Below are 22,426 nucleotides of genomic sequence, written 5' to 3' on the forward strand. Positions count from 1 at the left end.
CATCCTGCCCGCGGCAATTCCGTTCAGCCCCGTTACGGGCGCCCCTTGGGGCTGTCGGCGCAAGCCGCCGGTCTTGGCTGTCAGCTTCCGTCGGTCGCCGTGCGGGCCCGTACCTCCTCCGGGGTGAGGTAGTGGTCCGTGTACTCGAAGTCGCGCAGCGTCCCCGGTTTGTACGTTTGGAAGCCGGTCCGGACGAAGTCGTCGCCGGCCACGGCGTTCAGGAGCCAGTTGGTCATCACCCGGGTCTTCGCGGCCCCGGTGCGCAGCGCCGCCCAGTGGTAGCCGCGGGCCACGGCCTGGGCAGGCATTCCGCGCAGGGGGATGCCGAGCGGCCGGGAGACGCCGTCGCAGCCGCCGAGGTCCACGACCAGTCCGAGGTCCTTGTGGACGTAACGACGCAGAGGTGTGCCCCGCAGCGTGGCGACGACGTTGTCGGCGGCGACCCTGCCCTGGCGCTCGGCGTGCTGCGCGGTGGGCGGGCACACCGCACCGTCCCCGCCGCCGGCGAGGTCGGGCACGACGGCCGCATCACCGAGCGCGAACGCGCCGTCCGTCCCCGGTACCCGCAGGTCCGGAGCGACGACGAGCCGGCCGCTCTTCGCGGTCTCGGCGCCCAGCGTGGCGATGAGCGGGCTCGCGGCGACGCCGGCAGTCCAGATGAGGGTGCGGCAGGGCAGCACGCGTCCGTCGGTGAGGGTGACGTCCTCGGGGCCCGCCTTGGCGACGGAGGCGCCGAGCGAGACCTCGATGCCGCGGCGGCGCAGCACGTCGAGGGCTGCCCGGCCCAGCCGGTCGCCGAGCTCGGGCATCAGCTTCGGCGCCACGTCCACGAGGTGCCAGCTGATCTCGCGCCGGTCCAGCCGGGGGTACCGGCCGGCGGCGTTCGTGGTGAGCCGCTCCAGGGAGGCGGCCGTCTCGGTGCCCGCGTAGCCGCCGCCCACCACGACGAAGCCGAGCCGTGAGGCCCGTTCCGCCGAGCCCGGTGCGGCGGCGTCGGCCAGGTCGAGCTGGGCGATCACGTGGTCGCGCAGATGGGCGGCCTCGGCCAGCGTCTTCATGCCGCGGCCGTGCTCCGCCAGGCCGGGGATGTCGAAGGTGCGGGTCACACTCCCCGGCGCGAGGACAAGGCGGTCGTACGGCTGGTCCACCAGCTCCCCGGTGATCTTCCGGATGACGCAGACCTTGGCCAGGGTGTCGACGCCCACGGCTCCGCCGGGCACGATCCGGGTCCGGTGGCGGCGGCTGCGGCGCAGCGACACCGCCACGGACTGGGGGGTGAGTACCCCGGAGGCCACCTGCGGCAGCAGGGGCAGGTAGAGCTGGTAGGAAAACGGAGCGACCAGCAGGATCTCCGCCTCCCCGGGTGACAGCGTCCGCTCCAGGCGGCGTACGCAGGAGACGCCGGCGAAGCCCGCGCCGACGACCACGATCCTCGGTCGTGCCATGATGTCCGTCCCTTCTCAGGTGTACGGGTCCCCGACGCGCCTTCCCCGACAGGCCGTTCCATGCACGCGGAAAGCGGGGCGGACGGCTCCGGAGGCCCTGGACGGCCACCGAACGGCCCGCCCGAGCACTCGGATTTCCTGTTGACCGTGCAAGCTGTGCGCTACTCGGTGATGCACTGCCTCGCCCGTCCGCGCTCCCCACCCGGCCTGCCACACCCGCCCACCCACCCGGGGCAGGCGGTTTCATTGCCGGTATGTCAGCTGGCCCGGAATTCTTCGAGGAGCCTGTCGAGGTCGAGGAACTCCTCCCCCGCGCCGGTGACGGCGTACGACTGCTCCAGGAAGCTCGCGATCGCCCGGGCCTCCAGGAAGAGAACCGCGTTGCCTGGCATCTCGGCGCTGGGGCCTCGCAATGCGACACGGAGCTCGTCGGCGCCTGCTGCCGTGTGGGGGCTGAAGGAGACGTCTCCCTCGCCCACCGGACGGTGGAGTCCCTCGGCGAGCATCTGACGGTCGAAGTTCCAACAGGCCAGGGCTGTGGGGCCGTCGAAGAACGTGGCTTGGACCACGTACGGGTCCTCGGCGTCATACGAGAATCGGGCAAGGAGCGGCACACGGCCCCTCGCCGCGTCGAGGCGGGCAACGATCAGAGCGGACGCAGACACACAGGACATCGACAGGCCTCCGAGGTGGGCTGCTTGTTTGCACTCGTCTGCCCCGCTTCACCCCTGCCACACTGGCCCGACCCAGGGAGGAGCTGGGAAGGCCGCACGGGCTGAAGGCCTTTGGCAGGTCGGCTGGTCCGTCCATCTGGCCGTGGACGTGCACGTCCGCCTGGTGCTGGTTCAGGGCGGAACGACCAGCCGTACACGCCTCTTCCTGCTCCTCGGCGACACCCATGTCCTGAGCGTGCAGCCCTCCACTCCGGTGGAGATGTGCGCGGCACCGACGGCATGGCTCCGGGGATCGGCTTTGTTCACGAGTTTCGGTTCTGGCTCAGGTTGTGTGATCCGCGCACCGTGAGTGACGACTGACGAGCAGTGGCAGGAGCGACTGGGCTGACAGTTCGGGGCTGTGAATGAGACCTTGCTCCGGCTGGAGGAGTTGTTGTTCCCGTCGATCGCGGACGTCGCGGTGCTGTCGGTCGACGTGCACATTGCGATGGTGCATGTTGATGTGCGGTGCAATGCGGCGGGCGCCCCGTGTCCGGGTTGCGGGGCGCGGTCCGACCAGGTTCACGGCTCCCACCTGCGGTTTCCCGCTGATGTTCCGAGAGCCGGACGAAGCGTCGTGCTCCAGCTTCGGGTCCGCGGGTTCACCTGCCGCACCACAGATCGCACGCGCCGCACGTTCGTCGAGCAGAGACCGGCCTACCCCGGAGGCACGGCCAGCGGACCGCGCCAGCGTTCGACCCTGGCCGCGATCGGTCTCGCACTCGCGGGCCGGACCGGCGCCCGCCTGGCCGACATCGTCGGGGTGCGGGTCAGTTGCAGCACGGTCCTGCGGCTCGTCGACGCACTGCCCGATCCTGAGGTGCCGGCCCCGCGAGTGGTCGGCGTCGACGAGTACGCCACCCGCAAGGGCCGCTACTACGGGACCGTCCTCGTGGAGGGTCACGTCGACCGAATCGGGATGCTCAAGCGCCAGATGTTCGGCCGCGCCGGCTTCACGCTCTTGCGCAAGCGTGTGCTTCTGGCGTCGTAGCGTTCGGTTCACGGAGCGCGTGAACGACCTTGACGCACCGAGTCTCTCGGCAGTTGGCACGAGATTGACGCCGACGGTCTGCTCAGACTGGAGCGGCCTGGGACGGCCGTTCAGATCCGTTGGGCGCGGTGGAGGAGGCTGTGGAGTCCGTGGGCTCGTAGGGCAGCCCGGGCGGCGTTCGCACCCGGGGCGCCGTGGACGCCGCCGCCGGGGTGGGCGGCCGCGGAGGCGAGGTAGAGGCCCTTCACGGGTGTCTCGGGCCGGCCGGTGCCGGGAGTGGGGCGGAAGATCGCCTGTTGGTGAAGAGCCGTGGTGCCGTTGTTGATGGCGCCGTTGTGGAGGTTCTCGTCCAGCGCCTGGAGGGTCGTGGGGGCGAGGATCCTGCGGGCGCCGACCAGTTCACGGAAGCCGGGCGCGAAGCGTTCCACCTGGGCCTCGATGCGGTCGGCCATGGCCTCCTGTTCGCGGGCGTCCCAACGGCCGGTGATGCCGTCGGGGCCGGAGTCGGAAGCGATGTGCTGCGGGAGGTGCGTGTAGGCCCACGCCGATTCCGTGCCCGCCGGTGAGCGGCTGGGGTCTGCCGTGGTCATCTGGCCGAACAGCGCGAAGGGTTCGTCGGGGACCTGCCCCATGGCGATCTGCGCGGCGAACCGGGTCAGGCCGTCGACGCCGTCGGCCACGTGGACGGTCCCCGCCCCGGCGGCCTGCGGCGCCGTCCACGGCACCGAGCCGGTCAGTGCCCAGTCGACCTTGAACGTCGCGAAGTCCCACTGGAAGCGTTCCAGGTCCCGCAGGAGGCGGGACGGGAGGTGTTCCGCTCCGACGAGGTCCCGGTACAGGGCGGGTGCTGACGTGTCGGCCAGTACGGCCCGCCGCGCGCTGACGGTCTCCCCGCCCGCAGTCCTGACACCGACCGCCGTGCCACCGCGTACGACGACGGACGCGACGCGCTCCCCGCAACGCAGGACGCCCCCGCGGTGCCTGAGCCTGCTCACGAGCGCCGCGGTCAGGGCGCCGGCGCCGCCGACGGGCACCGGGAAGCCGTGGCTCTGTCCGAGCATCGACATCAGCCAGCCGAATCCGCCGCTACCCACAGCCTCGGGGGCCAGGTCGGCATGCAGGGCGTTCCCGGCCAGCAAGAGCCGGCCGCCTTCTCCGGCGAACTCCTCCTCACCTAGGCGACGCACCGGCAGGGCGAGGTTCCGGGCCAGCCGGAGTCCACCGGCAACCCGCAGTTTCGCCGCGAGCCGGATGCCGGACCGGAGCGGAGGGAACGGGGTGAACAGGGCTCGTACCAGGTCGGGGCCGACCCGGCTCCACACCTTGAACATGTCCAGCCAGGCGTCCCCGTCAGCTGCCGCAAAACCTGCCAGCCCGGCCGAGGTCTCTTCCACGCGGCGCTCCAGTACAGCGCACCTGCCGTCTCTCAGCGGGTGGGCCAGTACGGACGGGGCGTGGCTCCACCGCAGGCCCTCGGCCGCGAGGTCGAGTCGTGCAAGGACCGGGGAGGCGGCGGCCAAGGGGTAGAACGCGCTGAAGAGGTCCGAGACGTAGTCGGGGTGGACGCCTCGGTCGCTGCGCACGGCCCCTCCAGGTTCCGGCTGCGCCTCCAGCACCTCCACGCTCCAGCCGGCGTCGGCCAGGAGGTTCGCGGCAACCAGCCCGTTGGGGCCCGCGCCGATCACCGCCGCGTCAGGCATGGGGGACCCTTGCGTGATCCTTTTCCACGATCCTGGCCAGGCGGGCCAGCATCCCCCGGTGCCGAAGCTGGAGCAGCGCTTCGATCGCGGGGTTGTGGAGGGTTCCGCCCACGCCGCGCAGCGGGTGCTCGTCGCAGACGACCAGGGTCTCCTCGCCCCACGGCCGGAGCTGGAGGAAGATCCTCGCGGTGCCCAGTGCCTTGAACGACGCTTCCAACTCCAACTCCCTGCCGGGCTCCCGGTGTCGAACCGTGGTCACCCCCTCGGTCGACCAGGGACCCAGCCGCACGGTGTAGCGCAGCCGGGATCCGACCTCCGGCCAGGCCTGATCGAGCGGCGTGGACTCGGACGGGCCCACCACCCACTCCCCGTACGAGGTCGGATCGGCGAGCACCGCCCACACCGCCTGCGGAGGCCGATGGATCAGCTGGTTGCGGACGGCCATGAGAGAAGTCCTCCTGCCGGGAAACGGACAGTGTGCCGGGACTGCGCGAGCCGGACAGTGCACCGGCTGTGCACGCTCGCCCCTCGGTCGGCGGTCTTTGGGGCGGCGGCCGGGCGCGACCCGGATCAGTGGGCATGGCACGTCAGGTGCCCCACCGGCCCTCATGGTCAGACACGCCGGGCCGCGGCACTGACCTCCGCCTCTCGGCGCCTCTTTCTTTCGGCCGTGTCCCGGCCCTGCTATCCGCCGCTGCGCTTGCCGGGCGGGTCCTGGGGGTCCACTCCTGTGGAGGCGGAAGCGTCCTTCGCTCCGCTGGGACGCTGCGACCGGCCCCGGGGGCCCAGGTCGTGCATGCCCTTCGCCTCAGATCCCTTGCTCTGGTCCTCCCCGCGTGCTCCCCTGCTCTTCACCGGTTTGCCGTGGGGGTTTCCGGCCTCTTCCTTGGAAACCGTCCGGCCGGGACCCTTGTCCGGGGCGTACTCGTCCGGGTGGAAGGAACGATGGGCACTCGGGTTGTCCTGCTGACGGGTCTCGTCCACGTCCGGCGACCAGCCGTGCTGCTTGGTGCCCTCGTGGCGACTCGGGCCCTTGCCGTGGGCGGGCTGGGACGGCTTCGGCTGCTTCGTCATTGGCCTGGCCTGCTGTCTGAATGGGAGAGGCGCGCGCATCGGTTCCAGCGCGTCTACCGTTGGCCTTCTCATCGTCCCACCGTCCACCGAAGCGGTCGCGTCGACTCCGCACACGGCACAGGCAGCGGAAACCCGGCCACGTGCCAGACCCATGGCTGATCGGCCCCTGCTCGGCACGACGGGCCAGGTCAGGAGGCAGCTGTCGTGCGCGCCAGCTCGCTCACCACGTCGGTCAGGCGCCCCCGGCGTAGATGGGCGGCGCGCTGCCGGGCGGCTCCGCCGCCGGAGCGCCGCACCCGGTCGAACAACTCCTCCGCAAGGTCCAGGTCTCCGGTCGCAGCCAGCCCGGGCTCCGCGCGTGCCAGCAACCTCTCCGCCAGTATCAGGGCCGGTACGTACTCTCCCCCGGCGGGATCGAGGCCCTCGCCGGTCAGCCCGCGACGGGCTGCGAGAGCGTGGGCAGCGTGGAGACGTGGATCTCGAAGGTCCGGGGGTGGCTGTCCGTTGCCGATGTCGGACACGAGTGAGGTGGCCAGGCCTCGTACCAGGGCGGTGAGCAGTACGACCACGTCAAGGTCTGCGTTCACGTCGCAGACGCGGATCTCCAGTGTCGGTACGTGCTCGGACGGCCGGGCGTGCCAGTAGATCATCCGGCGGTCCAGCAGGGTGCCGCTGCGGACCAGGTGGTCGGCGAGGCGTTCATAGCCGGCCTCGTCGAGCAGGGGCGCGGGACCGACGCCCGGCCACCGTGCATACTCGACCGAGCGGTGACTCGCCCAGCCGCTGTCCCGCCCCAGGGAGAACGGCGAGTCGGCGGCTATCGCCTGGAGCGTCGGCAGCCAGGGCCGCATGTGGTTGGCCTGGGCGTGCCCCGCCACTCCGACGTGGATGTGGCAGCCACACACCATCCCGTCGTACCCACCCACCAGAGACGAGCACCTGGCGGCCATCCGTTCGTAGCGCTCGCCGGGGGTCACCGTCAGCGGACGCCCCGGCGGGACGGCGGGAGTACCGGTGGCGACGAGCAGGCACTCCTCGCCGGCCGCCGCCTCCCCCACCACCTTCCGCAGCAGCGCCAGTTCGGCCCGCAGCGCGGACAGACTCGGCGTGGGACGGGTGCAGACCTCGACCTGTGCGCCGAAGAACTCCTTCTGCGCCTGTCCGCCCAGGACCGGGACCGCGGCTTCCAGGACACGAGGGCCCCGCGCCACGGGCATGCCCGTACGCCGGTCCACGAGCAGGAATTCCTCCTCGACGCCCACCGTCATCCGATGGGCTCCCCGCGGTAGCACGGCCTTCGACTGTCCGATGCCGCGTACCGGGACCATCACCGTGGCACACATATGGAACCCTTCGTCGAACGGGCCGGAGCAGGCCGCAGTCGGCTCACCTGCACTGCCTCGCGTCTACCCCTTCGATCGGCCGCCAGTCGGTCCAGGAGCGCCTTCCCCGCACCCGACAGCACGTCAATGGCGCGACCGGAAACCCCGGCTGTTCTACGATGCCGTTGAGGGCCTCGGGGCGAGCAGGACCGGAGGTCAGATGCCGGAGCAGAGCCGGGAATCCGAAGCAGACCCGATCAGCGGCACCCAGCCGCAGGCGTTGCGATGGGCCGGACTTTCGGCTGCCTCAGATAACGGGATGGATCGGTTCGCCCGGCTTGTATCACGGGCGCTCACCGTGCCAGTGGCCTTCGTTTCGCTGGTCGAGGAGAACCAAGAGATCCTGCCCGGACTGTTCGGTCTGCCGGAGCCCTGGGCGGGGCGCAGGGCATTGCCCGTGTCGCACTCGCTCTGCCGGTACGTGGTCGTCTCCGGGCAGCCCCTCGTCGTGCCCGATGCCCGCGCCGACGACCGTCTGCGCACCAACCCGGCCATCGAAGATCTCGCGATCGTGGCGTATGCCGGGATGCCCCTCACCGACGGGGACGGGCTCGTCCTGGGCTCCCTGTGCGCCATCGACCACGAGCCCCGTACCTGGAACGAGGGCGAGCTCCGCGACCTGGAGGATCTGGCCGCGGCCTGCTCCGCCGAGCTGTGCCTGCGCATCCTGTCGGCGCAGAGCCGGTCCGCACAGGAAGTGCTGGAGACCGCACGGGCCGCCGCCGACCGCGCCCGAAACGACGCGCAGCGCCTGGAACAGGAAGCCCAGGCCGGCATGGACCACGCCGAGCTGCTGCTGAGGGCGTCGGAGGAGCTGGCGCAGACGTCCGGGCTGGAGGACGTCCGGCGCAGGCTGCGGGACCTGTTCGTCGGCGTCGGCAAGCCCAGCTACGTGGGACTGCTGGTCGCCGGCGAAGACGAACTGCACCGGGTCCCCGACCCCGACATCGCTCACGCGGTGGAACGCGAGGTCCTCACCCTGCCTGCCGATGCGGCGTTCCCGAGTACCCAGGCCATGCGTGAGCGGCGCATGGTGTTCGTTCCTGACCGGGAGGCAATGGTCGCCGACTACAGCCCAGAGGCGGTCGGGTTCTTCGACCGCATGGGTTTCACCACGGTGCTGTGCCTGCCCCTTTGGGGAAGCCGCGTCCTCTTGGGTGTCCTGGCGATCTGCTGGGACAAGCGGCACGAGGTGGGCGTCACGGAGCGCGCCACCCTCACCGCCGCGTCCGGCTACATCGCTCAGGCGGTGGAGCGCGCCCTGTACCTGGACGAGCGGATCTCCGTCGCCCGGGAGCTCCAGGCCGCCATGCTCACCGACCTCCCCCTCACCGACCACGTCGAGATCAGCGCCCTGTACCAGCCGGCCGCGGACGACCACATGATCGGCGGGGACTGGTACGACGCCTATCACCTGCCTCGTGTCTCCGCCTCCGACGGAGAGCGCACAGCACTCATGGTCACGGTGGGCGACATCACCGGGCACGACATGCACGCCGCTACGATCATGGGCCAGATCCGCAGCATGCTGCGGCAGGCCACTCTCGACCACCCGCCGTACAGCCCGGCCACTGCGCTGACCGCCCTCGACGCGGCGTGCTCGGTCCTGCCCATCGAGGCCGGCGGCACGCTGGTCCACGCACGCCTCGATCCTGCCGACGACAGCCCCGATTGGACGCTGACCTGGTCCAACGCCGGCCACCCGCCGCCCCTGATCCGCACTCCCGACGGGCATGTGGCCCAACTGGTGGAGCACGACATACTGTTCCACCGGTCGCTCGGTCCTTACAACCGCACGGAGCACCAACGCCGGCTCTTGCCAGGCTCGACGCTCCTGCTCTACACCGACGGGCTCGTCGAGCGCCGCCGTCACGACATGCACGCCACCGTCGCTCAACTCGTCGCCCTGCTCGCCCGCCACGGGGACCGCCCGCTGGACGACCTGCTCCACCGGATCAGCAACCGGCTGGCGGACCCGTCACCTGAGGACGACGTCGTCCTTCTTGCCGTGCGTACTCCCGTCATCGCGCAGCGATAACGGTGTGGAAACGGCCTCCCAGGGCGCCCGTCCGATCTCCTCAGCTGATGGTTCGTGCGCCGCCAGTGCCCGGGCAGGGGCGTGTGCAGTGCGCTGCGTTCGCGGTCCCAGGCTTCGCGGATGTGGCTCGCGAGACGGTCTTCGAGCAGGACGGTCGCCGCGCAGCCGAACGCGATGTCCTCTTCGAGGTCCGGTTCGTCGGCGAGCAGGCCGCCGATGACTTCGTGGCGGACGACCTGCTCGTGGACGGCGTCGGCCTCGACGTGCTCGGCGGCCGGCCCCGCCCCGCAGCGCCGCATGGCCTTGGCCGGGCGGCGGGAGCCCGGTGAGGAGGTGACCTCCACGCACGCGGAGTGGCCGACGAGCGCTCCGCACATGGTCCGGTGCAGCCCGAAGAGAGACTTCAGGTTCACGGTCGCGAGCAGCGGCGCCCACGACCGGCCCAGGTAGCGGCCGTACGTGGGGCCCAGTCAGCCTCCAGCCCTCCCACGCCAACACCTACCAAGTGCAGTTGCTGGACCTGCGGCCCGGTGACCGGCTGGTGATGTCGACGGACGGCATACTGGAACGCACCGCCGCGGCCGAGCACGCAGCCGCGCTCGGCACCCCCACGCATGACCTCGCGTTCACCGACGTCCCCGGCTTCGCGCCGTCCGCAGTCACCGGGCACGCCGGCCGGATCCTCTCCGTTCCGGTCGGCGACTGCCGCGCCCTGGTCTTCCTCGGCCGCACCCACCTCTACGGGGGACGGGGCACAGACGCGGTCGCACACGGCGTGCGCACCGCGGTGGCCGCCGGCTGCCACACCGTGGTGCTGACCAACAGCTGCGGGGGACTGCGCACAGGCACGCGCCCCGGCCAGGCCGTGCTGATCAGCGACCACCTCAACATGACCGCCGCCTCCCCGCTGCACGGCGCCGACTTCGTGGATCTGACCGACCTGTACTCGCGCCGACTGCGCGAACTGTGCCGACGGATCGACCCGACGCTGACCGAGGGCGTACACGCGCAGTGGCGCGGCCCGCAGTACGAGACCCCGGCCGAAATTCGCATGCTGCGCACCCTCGGCACGGATCTGGTCGGCATGTCCACCACTTTGGAGGCGATCGCCGCCCGCGCGGCCGGCGCCGAGGTACTCGGACCTTCTCTGGTCACCAATCTGGCCGCCGGGATGAGCGCCGGGCCCCTCGACCACGCAGAGGTCCTGCGGGCCGGCCGCGACTCGGCCTCGCGCATGGGCGGACCGGGTCACCGGACAGTAGGCGGCCGGTGGGAGCCGTCGCCGGCGCCTGGACGACAGCTCCCACCAATCCTCCGAACCCGCCGTCGGCCGGCCCGCCGCGATCCGATACCGCCAGACTGAGTAGCGCGCCGACACGGGCCCGAACCATGAACCCACAACACAACGTGATCACCGATGCCGGGCCGACCGCGAGCGACACCCCGCGGCCGGCCCCCGCCGGCCCCGCCGGCCACCTTCACCCCATCCCCCATGAGGAGCACGTCATGCGACCAGCTTCGAACATGCCGACCGATCAAGCCCGGACTCACCTCCTCGCGGCCATCGACCTTGCGGCCCGCGCACGCCAGCACGGCAACCATCCGTTCGGCGCGCTGCTCACCGACGCGGCCGGGAACGTCCTGCTCACCGCCGAGAACACCGTGATCACGGAGCACGATGCCACCGGGCACGCAGAGACGAACCTGGTCCGGGAGGCGTCACGCACGATGACGCCGGACCAGCTCGCCGAGGCCACGCTGTACACCAGCACCGAGCCGTGCGCGATGTGCTCGGGCGCGATCTACTGGAGCGGCATCCGGCGGGTCGTCTACGCGCTCGCGGCCACCGAGCTGAATGTCCTCGCCGGAGTGGACCCCGAAGAGCCACTGCTCGATCTCCCCTGCCGCCAGATCTTCGAGGCCGGCGGGAACACCGTCGAGGTATCGGGGCCGTACCTGTACCAAGAGGCTGCCGCAGTGCACCTCGGCTACTGGGGATAGACACGCCAGGTGGCGCCCCGCCAACTCCGAGCGGGGCCTACACGCGCTTGCCGAACACGATCGGGTGAACCGAAACCGCCAGCGAGTGCCCCACCAGACGGATTGAGCCCATCAGTTACTCAGGTGCGGAGGCCCCCACCACGGTGGAGGCCTCCTCGGGCTCCGCCCGCACCGCCCTGCAAACCCGAGTTCCTCAATGTTTTGTTTGAACCCCACTGACGGGCCGGGCCGGGGGTAGGCAAAACCACCCGCGCCTCGAGCTGGGGGAAGCCGCGCTCGGCCACCACGGGGATCGGCGCCCTCGCGGGATTGCCCGATCTGCACGCCGGCACCATCGCAACCATCATGTGCCTGATCGTGGTGTTCATGCTCGGTCAATGCGGGCGCCACAGGCGGCGACACGGCCGCGCCCCGAAACCGCACCTCGGCGGTCGTCCCCTCGTTGCCGGTCAAGTGGTCGGCAGTCTTCCAGTTCGACCTTGGCCTGCTCTGCCTTCGCCGCGGTGTTCTACCGGGGGAATCGGGGACCGCGGGCCGGCGTTGTGGCACTCATGGGCGATGCATTCCAGTCCGGCCATGACGAGCACGGCGCGGCCGCCTTCGCGACCGCTCGCGCACGCCTCGCGGCCGACCGCACCGACACCCTGGCTCGGACGGCCGCGCTGGGTCGCGACTTCGATGGAATCGTCGCTGCGAACGCCTTGGTCGCGGTCGACGACGAGCACGACCCCGAGGGGGCCAGCACCGCCTTCGAGCGGGCCCACGTGGCCGCGCTGATGGCGCGTGCGCGCGAGCACCTGGAAGAGCTGGACCTCGCGCTGGAGCGGCTCGAGCGGGGCGAGTACGGGCAGTGCGAAGACTGCGGCGGGGCGATTCCGCCCGAGCGCCTGGAGATCCGTCCGGCGGCGACCACCTGTGTCCGCTGCGCCCGGTCCGTCCCGCGCCGGCCGCCGCGCCCCGACTGAGGCGGATGGTGTCCCGCGTCCCGTCGGTCGGCCTCCCGCGGGCCGCCGGTGGTCGTGGCGTCAGGTGGCCCGCGGCGTTCTGAGGGGGGATCCCGCCGCGTGGAGGCTGGCGAGGGTCTGCCGGTAGGAGTTGACCAGGCTGGTCTCCAGGTAGCTGACCCCGAGCTCCTGGCAGTACCCGCGGACGATGGTCTGGGCCCTGCGCAGGTGCGGGCTGGGCATGCTCGGAAAGAGGTGGTGCTCGATCTGGTAGTTGAGACCGCCCAGGACGATGTCGGTGAACCGGCCTCCTCTCACGTCGCGGGAGGTCAGGACCTGGCGCCTCAGGAAGTCGGGCCGCTCGGCGCCGCGCAGGATCGGCATGCCCTTGTGGTTCGGGGCGAAGATCGATCCCAGATAGATGCCGAAGAGGCACTGGTGGACGAGGAGAAAGACGACCGCCTTGCCGGGCGGCAGCACCAGGAACAGCACGCCGAGGTAGGCGGCGAGGTGCGCGGCGAGCAGGGCCCCCTCCCACACGCGGTGCTTGAGCGAGCGGTCGAACAGCGACCGCACCCCGGACACGTGCAGGTTGAACCCCTCCAGCGTGAGCAGCGGGAAGAAGAGGAACGCCTGCGAGCGGCCGAGCAGCCGCGGCAGTCCCCTGGCTGCGCGGGCCTGGTCCTGCGTCCAGACGAGGATGTCCGGGTCGAGGTCGGGATCGAGGTCCTCGTGGTTGGGGTTGGCGTGGTGGCGGGTGTGCTTGTCCTGCCACCAGCCGTACCCCATGCCGATGCCGAGGTTGCCGGCGAGGCGCCCGGACACCTCGCTGGCCTTGCGCAGCCTGAAGACCTGCCGGTGGGCGAGGTCGTGCGCGAGCAGGGCCACCTGCCCGAACACGAAGGCGAGGAAGGCGGCCGCCGGTAGCGTCCACCAGCTGTCGCCGATCAGGACGAAGGCCGTCCATCCGGCGGCGTACAGGGCCGTCACGGCCGCCATGCGCAGTGCGTAGTACCCGGGGCGCCGGGCCATGAGCCCGGCCTCCTGGATCTTCCGGGAAAGACAGGCGAAGTCGCTTCCCGAATCCGCCCTTGCGGGAGGGGGACGCACCGTCTGGGAGAAGTTCATGATCAGAAACACTTTCCAATGTCCGTGAGACGGCGGAACGACGGGCACGGGCGGAATGCCCTGCCCGGGACCCCACCCAGCATGCGGGTGGTACTCCCCGTACTGCGCATACCCGGGATAGCGGAATTGACGTACGCCTCGGCCCGCCCGCCCCGCTACCGGCTCCGTCTGTGGCGCTTGCCGACAATCGCCGCCAGCGCGATTCATCGGCTGGACACGTGCATGTCCCGCCGCAATGGATTCGACCGCGGGAGGGAGGAGGCGGCGGCATGCGAGCGGGGCGTCGTGTGGCGGCTGGGGTGCTGCCGACTGCCGCAGCCGGCCGCGCTGCGGGCCAGAAACGGCGGCCATCAGGTCCGCTGGTCCGCTCGCTTGCGCTGGTATTGCCGCTGCCGGATCTGTGTGCTCGGGCACGCCGAGGCGGCCGATGAGTACGGCGGCCCGTTGTCGATCCCTCGGGCCGGCGCGCCCGCCGCGTGGTGGCCACGCCGCAGCCCGGTGTGCGGGTGTAGACAGTGGAACGGCTCCGCCCTCGGGGAGGAGGGGGAGCGGTCCATCGGGGGCCGGTCGCTCAGGCGTGGCGGTGGTGACGCCGGTTGCCGGTCACCAGTCGGTAGACGGCGAGGAGGATGACGGAACCGATGATCGCGGCGATCCAGGTGGAGAGGTCGAAGAAGCCGTCGATGGAATCGACACCGAAGATGACCTTGCCGAGCCAGCCGCCGAGCAGGCCGCCCGCGATGCCGATGAGCATCGTGATGATGACGCCGCCCGGGTCCTTGCCCGGCATCAGCGCCTTCGCTATGAAGCCCGCGAGAAGCCCGATCAAGATCCAAGCAATGATGCCCATGCGCTTCTCCTATGTCGGTGAACGGAGCCGGTGACAACGCTCGTCTTGACCGCTTCGAGGTTTCCAAACGTCCGGACCTGATGCTCGCTCGAGGCAGGATCGGGCTCTGGCTGCTCGGCGCGTTCCAACAGGGCGTCCAGATCCTCTACGGAGAGGCGCTCGTCGGTTTCGGCCTGGGCACGCATGGTTCGCCACAAGGCTGCCTTGCCCTGAATTCCCAAGAGCATTGACTCCGCTGGTGCCGTCCGATCGGGCAGTCCAGTGGGCTGTGGGCACGCTGATGGCGGCGACGACCCCGGCCACGGCCCGCGCGAGGCCCGCACCGCCGCGTGGCGGGCGGTGAGGAGGGTGTTGAGGCCGGCGCAGTCGCAGAAGGTCACCCGCTCCAGGTCCACGAGGAGGGTGGCGCGGTGGTCCGGCGGGTCGTGGACGTTCCTGCTCGCTCTCGCCCGCGACCCCGAAGTACGCCTGCGGGAGGTCGTCGAGACGTGCGTACTCACCGAGCGGACCGTCGAGATACCTCACCCGGGTACGCAACGGACGCCGCAACCACTACCGCATCGACCCCGGAGCGACGTTCCGCCACCCTGCCGAGGCAGGCCGCGACATCGAGGGGCTCCTCATCCTCTTCGCCGACGACCCTCCTGCGCCCGGGGGACCACGGCAGAGCTGAGCGACACCACGGCGGTCCGAACGGCACCGGCCACGGATGCAGCGGGAGCGTTCCGGACTCGCCGCCGTACCGCCCGCCGGCGCCGGGAAGCGGCCGGGGCCACCCCCAACAACGTGCGCCGTGCGTCACCATGTGCGAGGGCAGGCAGTATCAGCCACATGCCCGGGCGCCGAGAGTCGCCGATGACGCGGGCGCCGACGATCAAGTGCGGCGAGGCTCTGAGGAAGGCACTGGATCAGGCCCTGCGGGTACCGGGAGGGTCCTGGGGGTCGACACCGGTGGTGGCGGAGGCGTCCTTGATTCCACTGGGGCGCGCCGGGAGCGTTCTTCTGTTCCTCCCGCGCTTGCCCGTGCTCCTGGAAGGCCGTCCGTGGGGATTGCCCGCTTCTTCCTTGGACACGGTACGACCGGGCCCCTTGGCAGGGGCGTATTCCTCCGCGTGGAAGGAGCGGTGGGCGCTTGGATTGTGCTGCTGCTTGGTCTCGTCCACGTCCGGAGGCCAGCCGTGTTGCTCGGCCCTTCTTGAACCGGCTGGGCCCCTCACCCTGCGAGGGCTCGGACGGCTTCGGCCGCTTGGCCACAACCTGACCTGCTGTCTTCCGCTGGGTTGGCTGGACGCGCACATTTCACGCAGCGGGCCCGCAGCCTGTGCCGCTCTGCTTCTGCGCCTTCCGCTTCGCAGCCACACCCGCTTGCTCGGACGAGCACCCAACGTATGGCAGAGCCGTGTTCAGGACATCTTCCGCTCGAAGGACGCGGAAAGGCCGTGTGCGCGGCAATTGCGGGCAGACGAAGGCTGACGACAGCCATGCACCGCCTACGAGCCCGGCTCCTGCCGAACGCCCGACCAAGCGGTGCTCTGTTCAAGGAGGTTTCACCATGCTGATCACCGTCACACGCACCGGCGGATTTGCGGGCCGGGAGCAGACTGCCTCGCTCGAAACGGAGTGCCGCGCGGACGGGCCCGAGCTGGAGCAGCTGGCTGAGCGCGCACTCAGCGGTGAGATCCCTGCGGGGCAGGACCCCGTTCCGGACGGCTTCAGCTACGTCATCCACGTCGACAGCAAGCTGGTGGAGTTACAGGATCCGTACCTCACCGAGGACCAGCGGCAGCTGATCGACACCGTTCTGGCCGCTGCAGCCTGACCATCCGCCCGAGAGAGCGTTCAGCGACCTCTCACGCAGCCACCGGCCCCTGCCGGACCCATCGGGTCCGGCAGGGGCTTCCCACTCACCCCGCCCTGTGCCCACACGCTGGGACCCGAGCGCTCGAACCTTGCCGCCCTGCCCGTCACCGGCACGCCCTCCCTCGCGAGACCGCCCTCCCCGCACGCATCAAGGGAGTCGCCGTCATGGACCGTCAACAGGACAAGCGCCAGGAGCCGGGCAAGGGCCGCAGGAGCAGCAGCGCCCGCAGCGACCCGGTCAGGACCCGGCCCACCCCGAGCCCGGCACTCCCTCCAGCGGCGGCCAGCGCCCCGACGAGAACAGGCGGCGCCGCGAGGAAGACCCGCTCCAGGGCGAGCGCGAGCGCGACGAGGGCGTCTGCGCGCAAGCGGTACCCCACGCACGCAGAGCCCCGGCCGGGCCGGTAGTCACCCGGCCGGGGCTCTGTCCTGCCGTCGCCGCCGGCCCGGGCAGGCCTGCCCCAGGTGTCAGCCATGGCAACCCGGAGCCCCGTGTCCTTACCCGAAGCCAACGGTGGCATCGACCTGCATCGACTGACGGACGATCTACTCCTCAGGCTGCCGCCCACGACCAGCGTGAGCACCCCGAGAGCCAGTCACACCAGCCCTTTGATCTGCGACTTCAAATTGGCGGAGGCCCACTGCAATGTTCTCCACGGAACCGACTGGGTGGGGACAGAGCGGGTCTTTCGCCGTAGAGAGGGCAGGCGCTGTGTAAGTCCACCAGCGGAAGGAGGTCTCAATGGGCGCACCCGTCCTCAATCAGCCGGTGCCCCGCACGGGTCAGCCCGCGACAGCCGCACGCGACGCCGCTCGTGCCTTCCTCCACCGCGCCGCCCAGGTCAGACCCCCTGCCCACCCCTCGAACGCCGACAGTGTCCTCCTGGTCGTCACCGAGCTCGTCAGCAACGCCCTCCGCTACACCGGGGGACCCTGCGCCCTCCACCTGGAGCTGCACGGAGATCACCTCGAGATCTGTGTCACCGACACCAGCCCCTGCCGGCCCCAGCCCCGGCCGCCCCACACGGACGGAACCGGCGGCTGGGGATGGCTGCTGATCAACAATCTCACCACCCACGTCCACATCGAGCCCACCCCCGAGGGCGGCAAAACCATCATCGCCCACTCCCCTTGGTAGACCTGGGAGGTCGCACAAGATCGCGCCGACATCGAGCACGACCAGAAGGGGCCCGAGTTCACTCCGAGACTCCGCGAAGGGTCCCTTGAGACGTGGACCGAGCATTGAGCGCAGGTCGGCGGGGCAGACGGATGTCGGAGGTGGTCGATCCTGCCCAGATGGGTGGCTGCGCCGCGAAGGATCCGGTCGGCGGCCACAGAGCGGGCCGACTATCTACGCCGCGCTGTGCGGGGAGCCGGGAGCCGGGAGCGAGCGTGACGAGGTACTGCTCGGTGCCAAGACCGTGATCGCGGCGATGGCGGCGTGGGTGCTGGCCCGCTACCTGCTGTCGCCGTCGGTTGCGACGTTCGCGCCGTTCACCGCGCTGGTGTCACTCCAGGCGACCGTGTACCGCTCGGTTCGCGACTGCCTCCAGTACGTGCTGGCGATGACAGCGGGAGCCACGCTCGCACCCCGGCGGCCGTCGCCGGCATCCACGGCTGGACGTTCGGCTTCCTCACCCTGATCGCGCTCTGCATCGGCAGGATCCGGCGCCTCAACGACCTCGCCGACACCCTCGAAGCGGAGGATCCCGACCGTGATCGGCTGCGTCTGTGGCGCCGCGACTGGCGCAGGCTGTCCGCCGAGTGCGAGCGCATCCGCCACACCATCGAAGCCGAGATCGAAAACGGCCGCAAGGTCGTCCTTCACCCCAACGGCACGAACGGCTCCAGCCACCGCGCATCCACCTCCAAGCGAGGCAGCAGGAGCGCGGGAGACGGCTCCTCCCATCAGACCCTGGAGGAGCTACGTCGAGAAGCGAAAGCGCAGGGCGTCGAAGGCCGTTCCCACATGAACAAGCAACAACTGGAGCAGGCCCTCACACCTTGACCACCGGCTGACGGGCGGGTTTGGCGGCTGGCTGGCCCATGACGCGAATCAGTGGCCGAGGGCGTTCTTGAGCTGCTGCTTGGTCATCGTCGAGCGGCCCTCGATGCCGCGCCTCTTGGCCTCGTGATAGAGGTCGTCCTTGGTGCGCTCGGAAGAGCCTCCGCCTCCGCTGCCGGACTTCTGCCCGCCGCGCTGTGAGGCCGACCTGCCCTGCGTGGAACTGCGGCTGGCCGTCTTGCTCTCCTCCGACCGCGCACGTTCCTTGTTCACTGTCCGAGACGCCATCTCCTTCGCCCGGCTCTCGGACATGGCGCGCTTCTCGCCGGACTCCTTGATGTGCTCGTACTGCCGCTCACGCTTCGGGCTGGAACCCGGGGCATGACGAAACCCTTCATCGACGGTGTCGTGTCACGGTCATCGTGCGCACACCCAGCGTGCCTCGCATCTCGTCGACACCGGGGAGGGACATGCACCGCCGTGAGCGGCATGCCGCTCGACCACGGACCAGACGGGTGCAGCGTCCTGGAGCTCCGCACCCTGGCGGATCGAGCCAAAGGGGATGAATTGGACTGCTTGCGACATCAAAGCGGGGTGCGCGGGTAGCCGGAACATCATGGACCCCAACAATCACACCCCGCTCCGCGCTGTCGCGCTCGTCTGCACCCTGTGCCCCTCCCCCACGCCGTCCGGCTCCCAGCTGCTGGCCGAACAGACGATGGCCGCCCTCGCCGAGCACGGCGTGACCGGGAAGACCATCCGCATCGCCGACCACGACGTAAAGCCCGGCGTGAAGACCGACATGGGCGACGGGGACGCATGGCCGGAGATCCGGGACACCATCCTGGGCTGCGACATCCTGATCCTCTCCACACCCATCTGGCTCGGCCACCCGTCCAGCATCGCCCAGCGCGTCCTGGAGCGGCTGAACGCGGAGATCTCCGAGACCGACAACGAAGGCCGCCTGCTCACGTACGGCAAGGCCGCCGCGGTCTGCGTCGTCGGCAACGAGGACGGCGCACACAAGGTCAGCGCCGATCTCTTCCAGGGCCTGAACGACGTCGGCTTCTCGCTCGCCCCGAACGCCGTCACCTACTGGGTCGGCGAAGCCATGCAGGGAACCGAATACCAGGACCTCGACAAGACCCCCCAGAAGACGGCGGCCACGACCAAGACCCTCGCCGCCAACACCGCCCATCTCGCCCGCCGCCTCAAGGCCGCTCCCTTCCCGGCGAGCTGACCCACAGCTCACCCTGCGCGCCACGGAGACCGGAGAAGCGAATGTCGTCCCAGAAAGCACCCGGCGTTTCCGACCCTGTTACGCGCCACACGCGCCCGCCGTTTCCCGACCAGGAGCAGGAGGCGCGGTGCGAGGCCCTGATCGACCGCGCGAAGAGCGAGCTGGGGCGTATCGACACCCTCGTCAACAACGCCGCGTACCGGATGTCCCAGCCCGACGGGATCGAGGCGATCACCACGGAGCAGTTCGACCGGGTGATGAAGACCAACCTGTACGGGATGTTCTGGCTCTCCCGCGCGGCACTCGCTCACATCCCGCGGGGCGGATCGATCATCAACACCGCTTCGGTGCAGGGCTACCAGCCCAGCCCGCACCTGCTCGACTTCGCGATGACGAAGTCGGCGATCATCTCCTTCACCCACGGGCTGGCGCAGATGGTCGCCGAGCGCGGTATCCGCGTCAACGCCGTCGCCCCCGGGCCGGTCCGGACGCCGTTGATCCCGGCGACCATGCCCGACGTGACGGAGTTCGGCAAACAGTCGCCCCTGGGCCGAGCGGCCCAGCCGACCGAGATGGCTCCCGCCCACGTCTTCCTCGCCTCACCTCAAGCCAGCTACATCACCGGGGAAATCGTCAACGCCACCGGCGGCACGCCCCTCCGGTGGGCCGCAGCAATCAGGTGCGCGTGTCCCGCTTCCAGCGGCCCCATTCATCCACGGTCGGAAGAAAGGGCCGGCGGGCCTGATCCAGGCATGGCCATCACCCCATCACGACGTCGGCACCCATGAGGAGAACGATCATGAAGAAGCAGCAGCCTGAAGAAGACGCCGCCAGGAACGAACTGCCGGGCCGGCCGGGCCCGGTACCCCCGCCGGTAGCCGAGCCCACCCAGCCGGCGGAGCCGCTGCCCCCGAAGCCGGATCAAGACGGCCCCGAGACGGTGAGCCCCACCGGGCAGCCCACCGGAGCGGACCAGGCCCGCGGAGCGCAGAGCGGTGCGTACCTGACCACCGCCCAGGGCACCCGTCTGCCGGACGACGATCACTCCCTCAAGGCCGGGCCACGCGGACCGGTACTCCTCCAGGACCACCATCTGCGCGAGAAGATAACCCACTTCGACCACGAGCGGATCCCGGAGCGGGTCGTCCACGCGCGTGGCGCAGCCGCTCACGGCGTCTTCCAGGGCTACGGAACGGCGAGCGAGGTGTCGAAGGCCGCGTTCCTCTCCAAGGGCGTGGAGACACCCGTGTTCGTACGGTTCTCCACCGTCCTCGGCTCACGCGGTTCGGCCGACACCGTGCGCGACACCCGCGGGTTCGCGACGAAGTTCTACACCGAGGAAGGCACCTTCGACCTGGTTGGCAACAACATCCCGGTGTTCTTCATCCAGGACGCGATCAAGTTCCCCGACGTCATCCACGCCGCCAAGCCCCATCCGGACCGCGAGATCCCGCAGGCGCAGAGCGCGCACGACACGTTCTGGGACTTCGTCTCCCTGCACACCGAAGCCACCCACCACACCCTCTGGAACATGTCCGACCGCAGCATCCCGCGGTCGTTCAGGATGATGGAGGGCTTCGGAGTCCACACCTTCCGCCTGGTCAACGCGGCCGACGAGAGCGTGCTGGTGAAGTTCCACTGGAAGCCAAAGCTCGGAGTGCACTCCCTCGTCTGGGAGGAAGCACAGATGATCAATGGCATGGACCCCGACTTCCACCGCCGGGACCTTTTCGACGCCATCGAATCCGGCGCCTTCCCGCAATGGGAACTGGGCATCCAGGCCTTCCCCGACACAGCCGACCAGGCGTTCGAGGGCATCGACCTCCTCGACCCCACCAAAATCGTCCCGGAGGAGCTCGCACCTGTGCAGCCCATCGGCCTGATGACCCTGAACGCCAACACCAAGAACTACTTCGCCGAAACGGAGCAGGTCGCCTTCCACCCCGGACACCTCGTTCCCGGGATCGACGTCACCGACGACCCGCTGCTCGCCGGACGGCTCTTCTCCTACCTCGATACGCAGATCAGCCGACTCGGCGGACCCAACTTCGGCCAGATCCCCATCAACAGGCCGCACGCCCCCGTCAACGACATGCTCCGCGACGGCATGCACCAGACAGCCGTCCACACCGGCATCGCCCCTTACCGGCCCAACAGCCTCGACGGCGGCTGCCCGTTCCTCGCCGGAGCCGACATGAGCGCCTTCATCGAAACGCCGGTGAAGGTTCCGGCGGCGAGCAAGGTCCGCGAGGCACCGGCCTCGTTCTCGGACCACTTCACCCAGCCGCGGCTGTTCTGGCTGAGCATGACGCCGCCCGAACGCGAGCACATCGTCGCGGCCTACACCTTCGAACTGAACAAGTGCTACGAGCAGGCCATCAAGGAACGCACCCTCCAGGTCCTCGCGAACATCGACACGGAACTGTGCGAACAGGTCGCCACCGGCCTCGGTCTGCCGGCCCCCGCGGCCACCGAGCCGCTTGCCGAGCCCGACCCCAGCCCCGCCCTCTCCCAGATGGGAGGGACCTGGCCGACCGATGGCCGCGTCATCGGCATCATCGCCGACGCCGCCTCCGACCTGGACGGCGTACGGACCGCCCGCCAGGCCGTCCTGGACTCCGGAATGGTTCCCCTCGTCATCGCCCCGACCGGCGGCACCCTCGACGGTATCGGCGACCCGATCACGGTTCAGCGGACCTTCGCCACCGCCCGCTCCGTCGAATTCGACGCCGTCCTGCTGGCCGGAGTGCCCCAGGCCGGCGCGGACGCGTACGGCGCCCGCGACGCCAAGGCCGGCACTGCCCAGCCCCCCGAAGCCCCCGACCCGCGCGTACTTCTGCTCGTCACCGAGGCGTACCGGCACGGCAAGGCCATCGGCGGCTGGAACGGCGCCGAGCAGCTCCTCGAAACCTGCGGCATCGCAGTGGACGACCCCGGCATCGCCACCGGCGAAACCAGCACGGCGCTCGTGGAGGAGCTGACGCAGGCGCTGGGCGAGCACCGCGCATGGGACCGCTTCCCTGCCAACCTCTGAGATCGTCCGCCTATCGCCCAC

General features: G+C 70.2%; 19 protein-coding genes and 4 pseudogenes. 12 read left to right on the forward strand and 11 right to left on the reverse strand.

All coding sequences use genetic code 11. The annotated features are described in order from the left end of the window. Positions 1–80: 80 nt before the first annotated feature. The gene (locus JYK04_RS04095; RefSeq protein WP_189746646.1) at positions 81–1,445 is read right to left on the reverse strand and encodes an NAD(P)/FAD-dependent oxidoreductase; all 1,365 of its coding nucleotides are present in this window, start codon (positions 1,443–1,445) and stop codon (positions 81–83) included. Between the two features lie 257 nt (positions 1,446–1,702). Then, complete coding sequence (locus tag JYK04_RS04100; protein WP_268254178.1) at positions 1,703–2,119, reverse strand: SsgA family sporulation/cell division regulator; 417 nt, start codon at positions 2,117–2,119, stop codon at positions 1,703–1,705. A gap of 487 nt (positions 2,120–2,606) precedes the next feature. Here JYK04_RS04100 and JYK04_RS42325 point away from each other — a divergent pair. Then, positions 2,607–2,759 (forward strand): annotated as a pseudogene (locus JYK04_RS42325) (transposase family protein); the annotation flags it as partial. A gap of 500 nt (positions 2,760–3,259) precedes the next feature. On the opposite strand, the gene JYK04_RS04110 reads toward JYK04_RS42325, so the two are convergent. The 4 genes from JYK04_RS04110 to JYK04_RS04125 form a co-directional block, all read right to left on the reverse strand. Next, positions 3,260–4,849: a phytoene desaturase family protein gene (locus tag JYK04_RS04110; RefSeq protein WP_189746652.1), complete on the reverse strand. Its 1,590-nt coding sequence runs from the start codon at positions 4,847–4,849 to the stop codon at positions 3,260–3,262. Further along, positions 4,842–5,294 (reverse strand): SRPBCC family protein, encoded by a 453-nt coding sequence (locus JYK04_RS04115; RefSeq protein WP_189746654.1) that lies wholly within the window; start codon positions 5,292–5,294, stop codon positions 4,842–4,844. Before JYK04_RS04115 ends, JYK04_RS04110 begins: the two co-directional genes overlap by 8 nt. A 239-nt stretch (positions 5,295–5,533) precedes the next feature. Further along, on the reverse strand, positions 5,534–5,923 hold the full coding sequence (locus JYK04_RS04120) for a hypothetical protein (RefSeq protein WP_189746656.1): 390 nt from the start codon (positions 5,921–5,923) through the stop codon (positions 5,534–5,536). A gap of 188 nt (positions 5,924–6,111) precedes the next feature. Further along, on the reverse strand, positions 6,112–7,191 hold the full coding sequence (locus JYK04_RS04125; RefSeq protein WP_189746658.1) for a carboxylate-amine ligase: 1,080 nt from the start codon (positions 7,189–7,191) through the stop codon (positions 6,112–6,114). Positions 7,192–7,564: 373 nt separating this feature from the next. Between JYK04_RS04125 and JYK04_RS04130 the strand changes: the two genes are divergently transcribed. Continuing rightward, positions 7,565–9,343 (forward strand): SpoIIE family protein phosphatase, encoded by a 1,779-nt coding sequence (locus tag JYK04_RS04130; protein ID WP_229876834.1) that lies wholly within the window; start codon positions 7,565–7,567, stop codon positions 9,341–9,343. Between the two features lie 71 nt (positions 9,344–9,414). Here JYK04_RS04130 and JYK04_RS04135 read toward each other — a convergent pair. Beyond that, positions 9,415–9,813: pseudogene (locus tag JYK04_RS04135) on the reverse strand (iron-containing redox enzyme family protein); the annotation flags it as partial. Between the two features lie 35 nt (positions 9,814–9,848). Between JYK04_RS04135 and JYK04_RS04140 the strand changes: the two are divergent. The 3 genes and pseudogenes from JYK04_RS04140 to JYK04_RS04150 form a co-directional block, all read left to right on the forward strand. Then, positions 9,849–10,583 (forward strand): annotated as a pseudogene (locus tag JYK04_RS04140) (purine-nucleoside phosphorylase); the annotation flags it as partial. Between the two features lie 266 nt (positions 10,584–10,849). Beyond that, positions 10,850–11,344: a nucleoside deaminase gene (locus JYK04_RS04145; RefSeq protein WP_229876835.1), complete on the forward strand. Its 495-nt coding sequence runs from the start codon at positions 10,850–10,852 to the stop codon at positions 11,342–11,344. Positions 11,345–11,895: 551 nt separating this feature from the next. Beyond that, positions 11,896–12,309 (forward strand): TraR/DksA family transcriptional regulator, encoded by a 414-nt coding sequence (locus JYK04_RS04150; protein WP_189746662.1) that lies wholly within the window; start codon positions 11,896–11,898, stop codon positions 12,307–12,309. 60 nt (positions 12,310–12,369) lie between these two features. Here JYK04_RS04150 and JYK04_RS04155 read toward each other — a convergent pair whose 3' ends face one another. After that, positions 12,370–13,416: a fatty acid desaturase family protein gene (locus JYK04_RS04155; protein ID WP_189746664.1), complete on the reverse strand. Its 1,047-nt coding sequence runs from the start codon at positions 13,414–13,416 to the stop codon at positions 12,370–12,372. Positions 13,417–13,987: 571 nt separating this feature from the next. Then, the gene (locus JYK04_RS04160) at positions 13,988–14,266 is read right to left on the reverse strand and encodes a GlsB/YeaQ/YmgE family stress response membrane protein (protein ID WP_189746665.1); all 279 of its coding nucleotides are present in this window, start codon (positions 14,264–14,266) and stop codon (positions 13,988–13,990) included. Positions 14,267–14,277: 11 nt separating this feature from the next. Between JYK04_RS04160 and JYK04_RS04165 the strand changes: the two genes are divergently transcribed. After that, entirely contained in the window at positions 14,278–14,496 is a 219-nt protein-coding gene (locus JYK04_RS04165) for a hypothetical protein (protein WP_189746667.1), read from the forward strand. A gap of 1,322 nt (positions 14,497–15,818) precedes the next feature. Next, positions 15,819–16,085: a protealysin inhibitor emfourin gene (locus JYK04_RS04170; RefSeq protein ID WP_189746669.1), complete on the forward strand. Its 267-nt coding sequence runs from the start codon at positions 15,819–15,821 to the stop codon at positions 16,083–16,085. 214 nt (positions 16,086–16,299) lie between these two features. Here the strand turns inward: JYK04_RS04170 and JYK04_RS04175 are convergent, their stop codons facing one another. Next, a complete protein-coding gene (locus tag JYK04_RS04175; RefSeq protein WP_189746671.1) occupies positions 16,300–16,494 on the reverse strand; it encodes a hypothetical protein in 195 nt (64 codons plus the stop codon). A 374-nt stretch (positions 16,495–16,868) separates the two neighbouring features. On the opposite strand from JYK04_RS04175, the gene JYK04_RS04180 reads away from it, so the two are divergent. Next, positions 16,869–17,264 carry an ATP-binding protein gene (locus JYK04_RS04180; protein ID WP_189746672.1) on the forward strand — a complete coding sequence of 132 codons (396 nt, stop codon included), beginning with the start codon at positions 16,869–16,871 and terminating at the stop codon, positions 17,262–17,264. Positions 17,265–17,559: 295 nt separating this feature from the next. Next, positions 17,560–17,769, forward strand: a complete 210-nt coding sequence (locus JYK04_RS42330) for an aromatic acid exporter family protein (protein ID WP_373297522.1) — start codon at positions 17,560–17,562, stop codon at positions 17,767–17,769. A gap of 413 nt (positions 17,770–18,182) precedes the next feature. Here JYK04_RS42330 and JYK04_RS04190 read toward each other — a convergent pair whose 3' ends face one another. After that, positions 18,183–18,470 (reverse strand): plasmid stabilization protein, encoded by a 288-nt coding sequence (locus JYK04_RS04190; RefSeq protein ID WP_189746719.1) that lies wholly within the window; start codon positions 18,468–18,470, stop codon positions 18,183–18,185. A 277-nt stretch (positions 18,471–18,747) separates the two neighbouring features. Here JYK04_RS04190 and JYK04_RS04195 point away from each other — a divergent pair, with 277 nt between their 5' ends. From JYK04_RS04195 to JYK04_RS04205, 3 genes and pseudogenes are all read left to right on the forward strand, one after another. Continuing rightward, complete coding sequence (locus JYK04_RS04195; RefSeq protein WP_189746674.1) at positions 18,748–19,371, forward strand: flavodoxin family protein; 624 nt, start codon at positions 18,748–18,750, stop codon at positions 19,369–19,371. A 116-nt stretch (positions 19,372–19,487) separates the two neighbouring features. Then, positions 19,488–20,030: pseudogene (locus JYK04_RS04200) on the forward strand (SDR family oxidoreductase); the annotation flags it as partial. A 140-nt stretch (positions 20,031–20,170) separates the two neighbouring features. Continuing rightward, positions 20,171–22,405, forward strand: coding sequence for a catalase (locus JYK04_RS04205; RefSeq protein WP_189746675.1), 2,235 nt, complete (start codon positions 20,171–20,173; stop codon positions 22,403–22,405). Positions 22,406–22,426 lie beyond the last annotated feature (21 nt).

The organism is Streptomyces nojiriensis (assembly GCF_017639205.1).
Taxonomy (GTDB): Bacteria; Actinomycetota; Actinomycetes; order Streptomycetales; family Streptomycetaceae; genus Streptomyces; species Streptomyces nojiriensis.

What these genes read in the sequence shown, in the direction of transcription:
- JYK04_RS04195 (WP_189746674.1), top strand. Translation starts at nt 18,748, where the DNA reads ATGGACCCCAACAATCACACCCCGCTCCGCGCTGTCGCGCTCGTCTGC.
- JYK04_RS04145 (WP_229876835.1), top strand. Translation starts at nt 10,850, where the DNA reads ATGCGACCAGCTTCGAACATGCCGACCGATCAAGCCCGGACTCACCTC.
- JYK04_RS04130 (WP_229876834.1), top strand. Translation starts at nt 7,565, where the DNA reads ATGGATCGGTTCGCCCGGCTTGTATCACGGGCGCTCACCGTGCCAGTG.
- JYK04_RS04155 (WP_189746664.1), bottom strand. Translation starts at nt 13,416, where the DNA reads ATGAACTTCTCCCAGACGGTGCGTCCCCCTCCCGCAAGGGCGGATTCG.
- JYK04_RS42330 (WP_373297522.1), top strand. Translation starts at nt 17,560, where the DNA reads ATGGCGGCGTGGGTGCTGGCCCGCTACCTGCTGTCGCCGTCGGTTGCG.
- JYK04_RS04205 (WP_189746675.1), top strand. Translation starts at nt 20,171, where the DNA reads ATGAAGAAGCAGCAGCCTGAAGAAGACGCCGCCAGGAACGAACTGCCG.
- JYK04_RS04100 (WP_268254178.1), bottom strand. Translation starts at nt 2,119, where the DNA reads ATGTCCTGTGTGTCTGCGTCCGCTCTGATCGTTGCCCGCCTCGACGCG.
- JYK04_RS04115 (WP_189746654.1), bottom strand. Translation starts at nt 5,294, where the DNA reads ATGGCCGTCCGCAACCAGCTGATCCATCGGCCTCCGCAGGCGGTGTGG.
- JYK04_RS04165 (WP_189746667.1), top strand. Translation starts at nt 14,278, where the DNA reads ATGTCGGTGAACGGAGCCGGTGACAACGCTCGTCTTGACCGCTTCGAG.
- JYK04_RS04170 (WP_189746669.1), top strand. Translation starts at nt 15,819, where the DNA reads ATGCTGATCACCGTCACACGCACCGGCGGATTTGCGGGCCGGGAGCAG.
- JYK04_RS04180 (WP_189746672.1), top strand. Translation starts at nt 16,869, where the DNA reads ATGGGCGCACCCGTCCTCAATCAGCCGGTGCCCCGCACGGGTCAGCCC.
- JYK04_RS04120 (WP_189746656.1), bottom strand. Translation starts at nt 5,923, where the DNA reads ATGACGAAGCAGCCGAAGCCGTCCCAGCCCGCCCACGGCAAGGGCCCG.
- JYK04_RS04125 (WP_189746658.1), bottom strand. Translation starts at nt 7,191, where the DNA reads ATGACGGTGGGCGTCGAGGAGGAATTCCTGCTCGTGGACCGGCGTACG.
- JYK04_RS04110 (WP_189746652.1), bottom strand. Translation starts at nt 4,849, where the DNA reads ATGCCTGACGCGGCGGTGATCGGCGCGGGCCCCAACGGGCTGGTTGCC.
- JYK04_RS04095 (WP_189746646.1), bottom strand. Translation starts at nt 1,445, where the DNA reads ATGGCACGACCGAGGATCGTGGTCGTCGGCGCGGGCTTCGCCGGCGTC.
- JYK04_RS04150 (WP_189746662.1), top strand. Translation starts at nt 11,896, where the DNA reads ATGGGCGATGCATTCCAGTCCGGCCATGACGAGCACGGCGCGGCCGCC.
- JYK04_RS04160 (WP_189746665.1), bottom strand. Translation starts at nt 14,266, where the DNA reads ATGGGCATCATTGCTTGGATCTTGATCGGGCTTCTCGCGGGCTTCATA.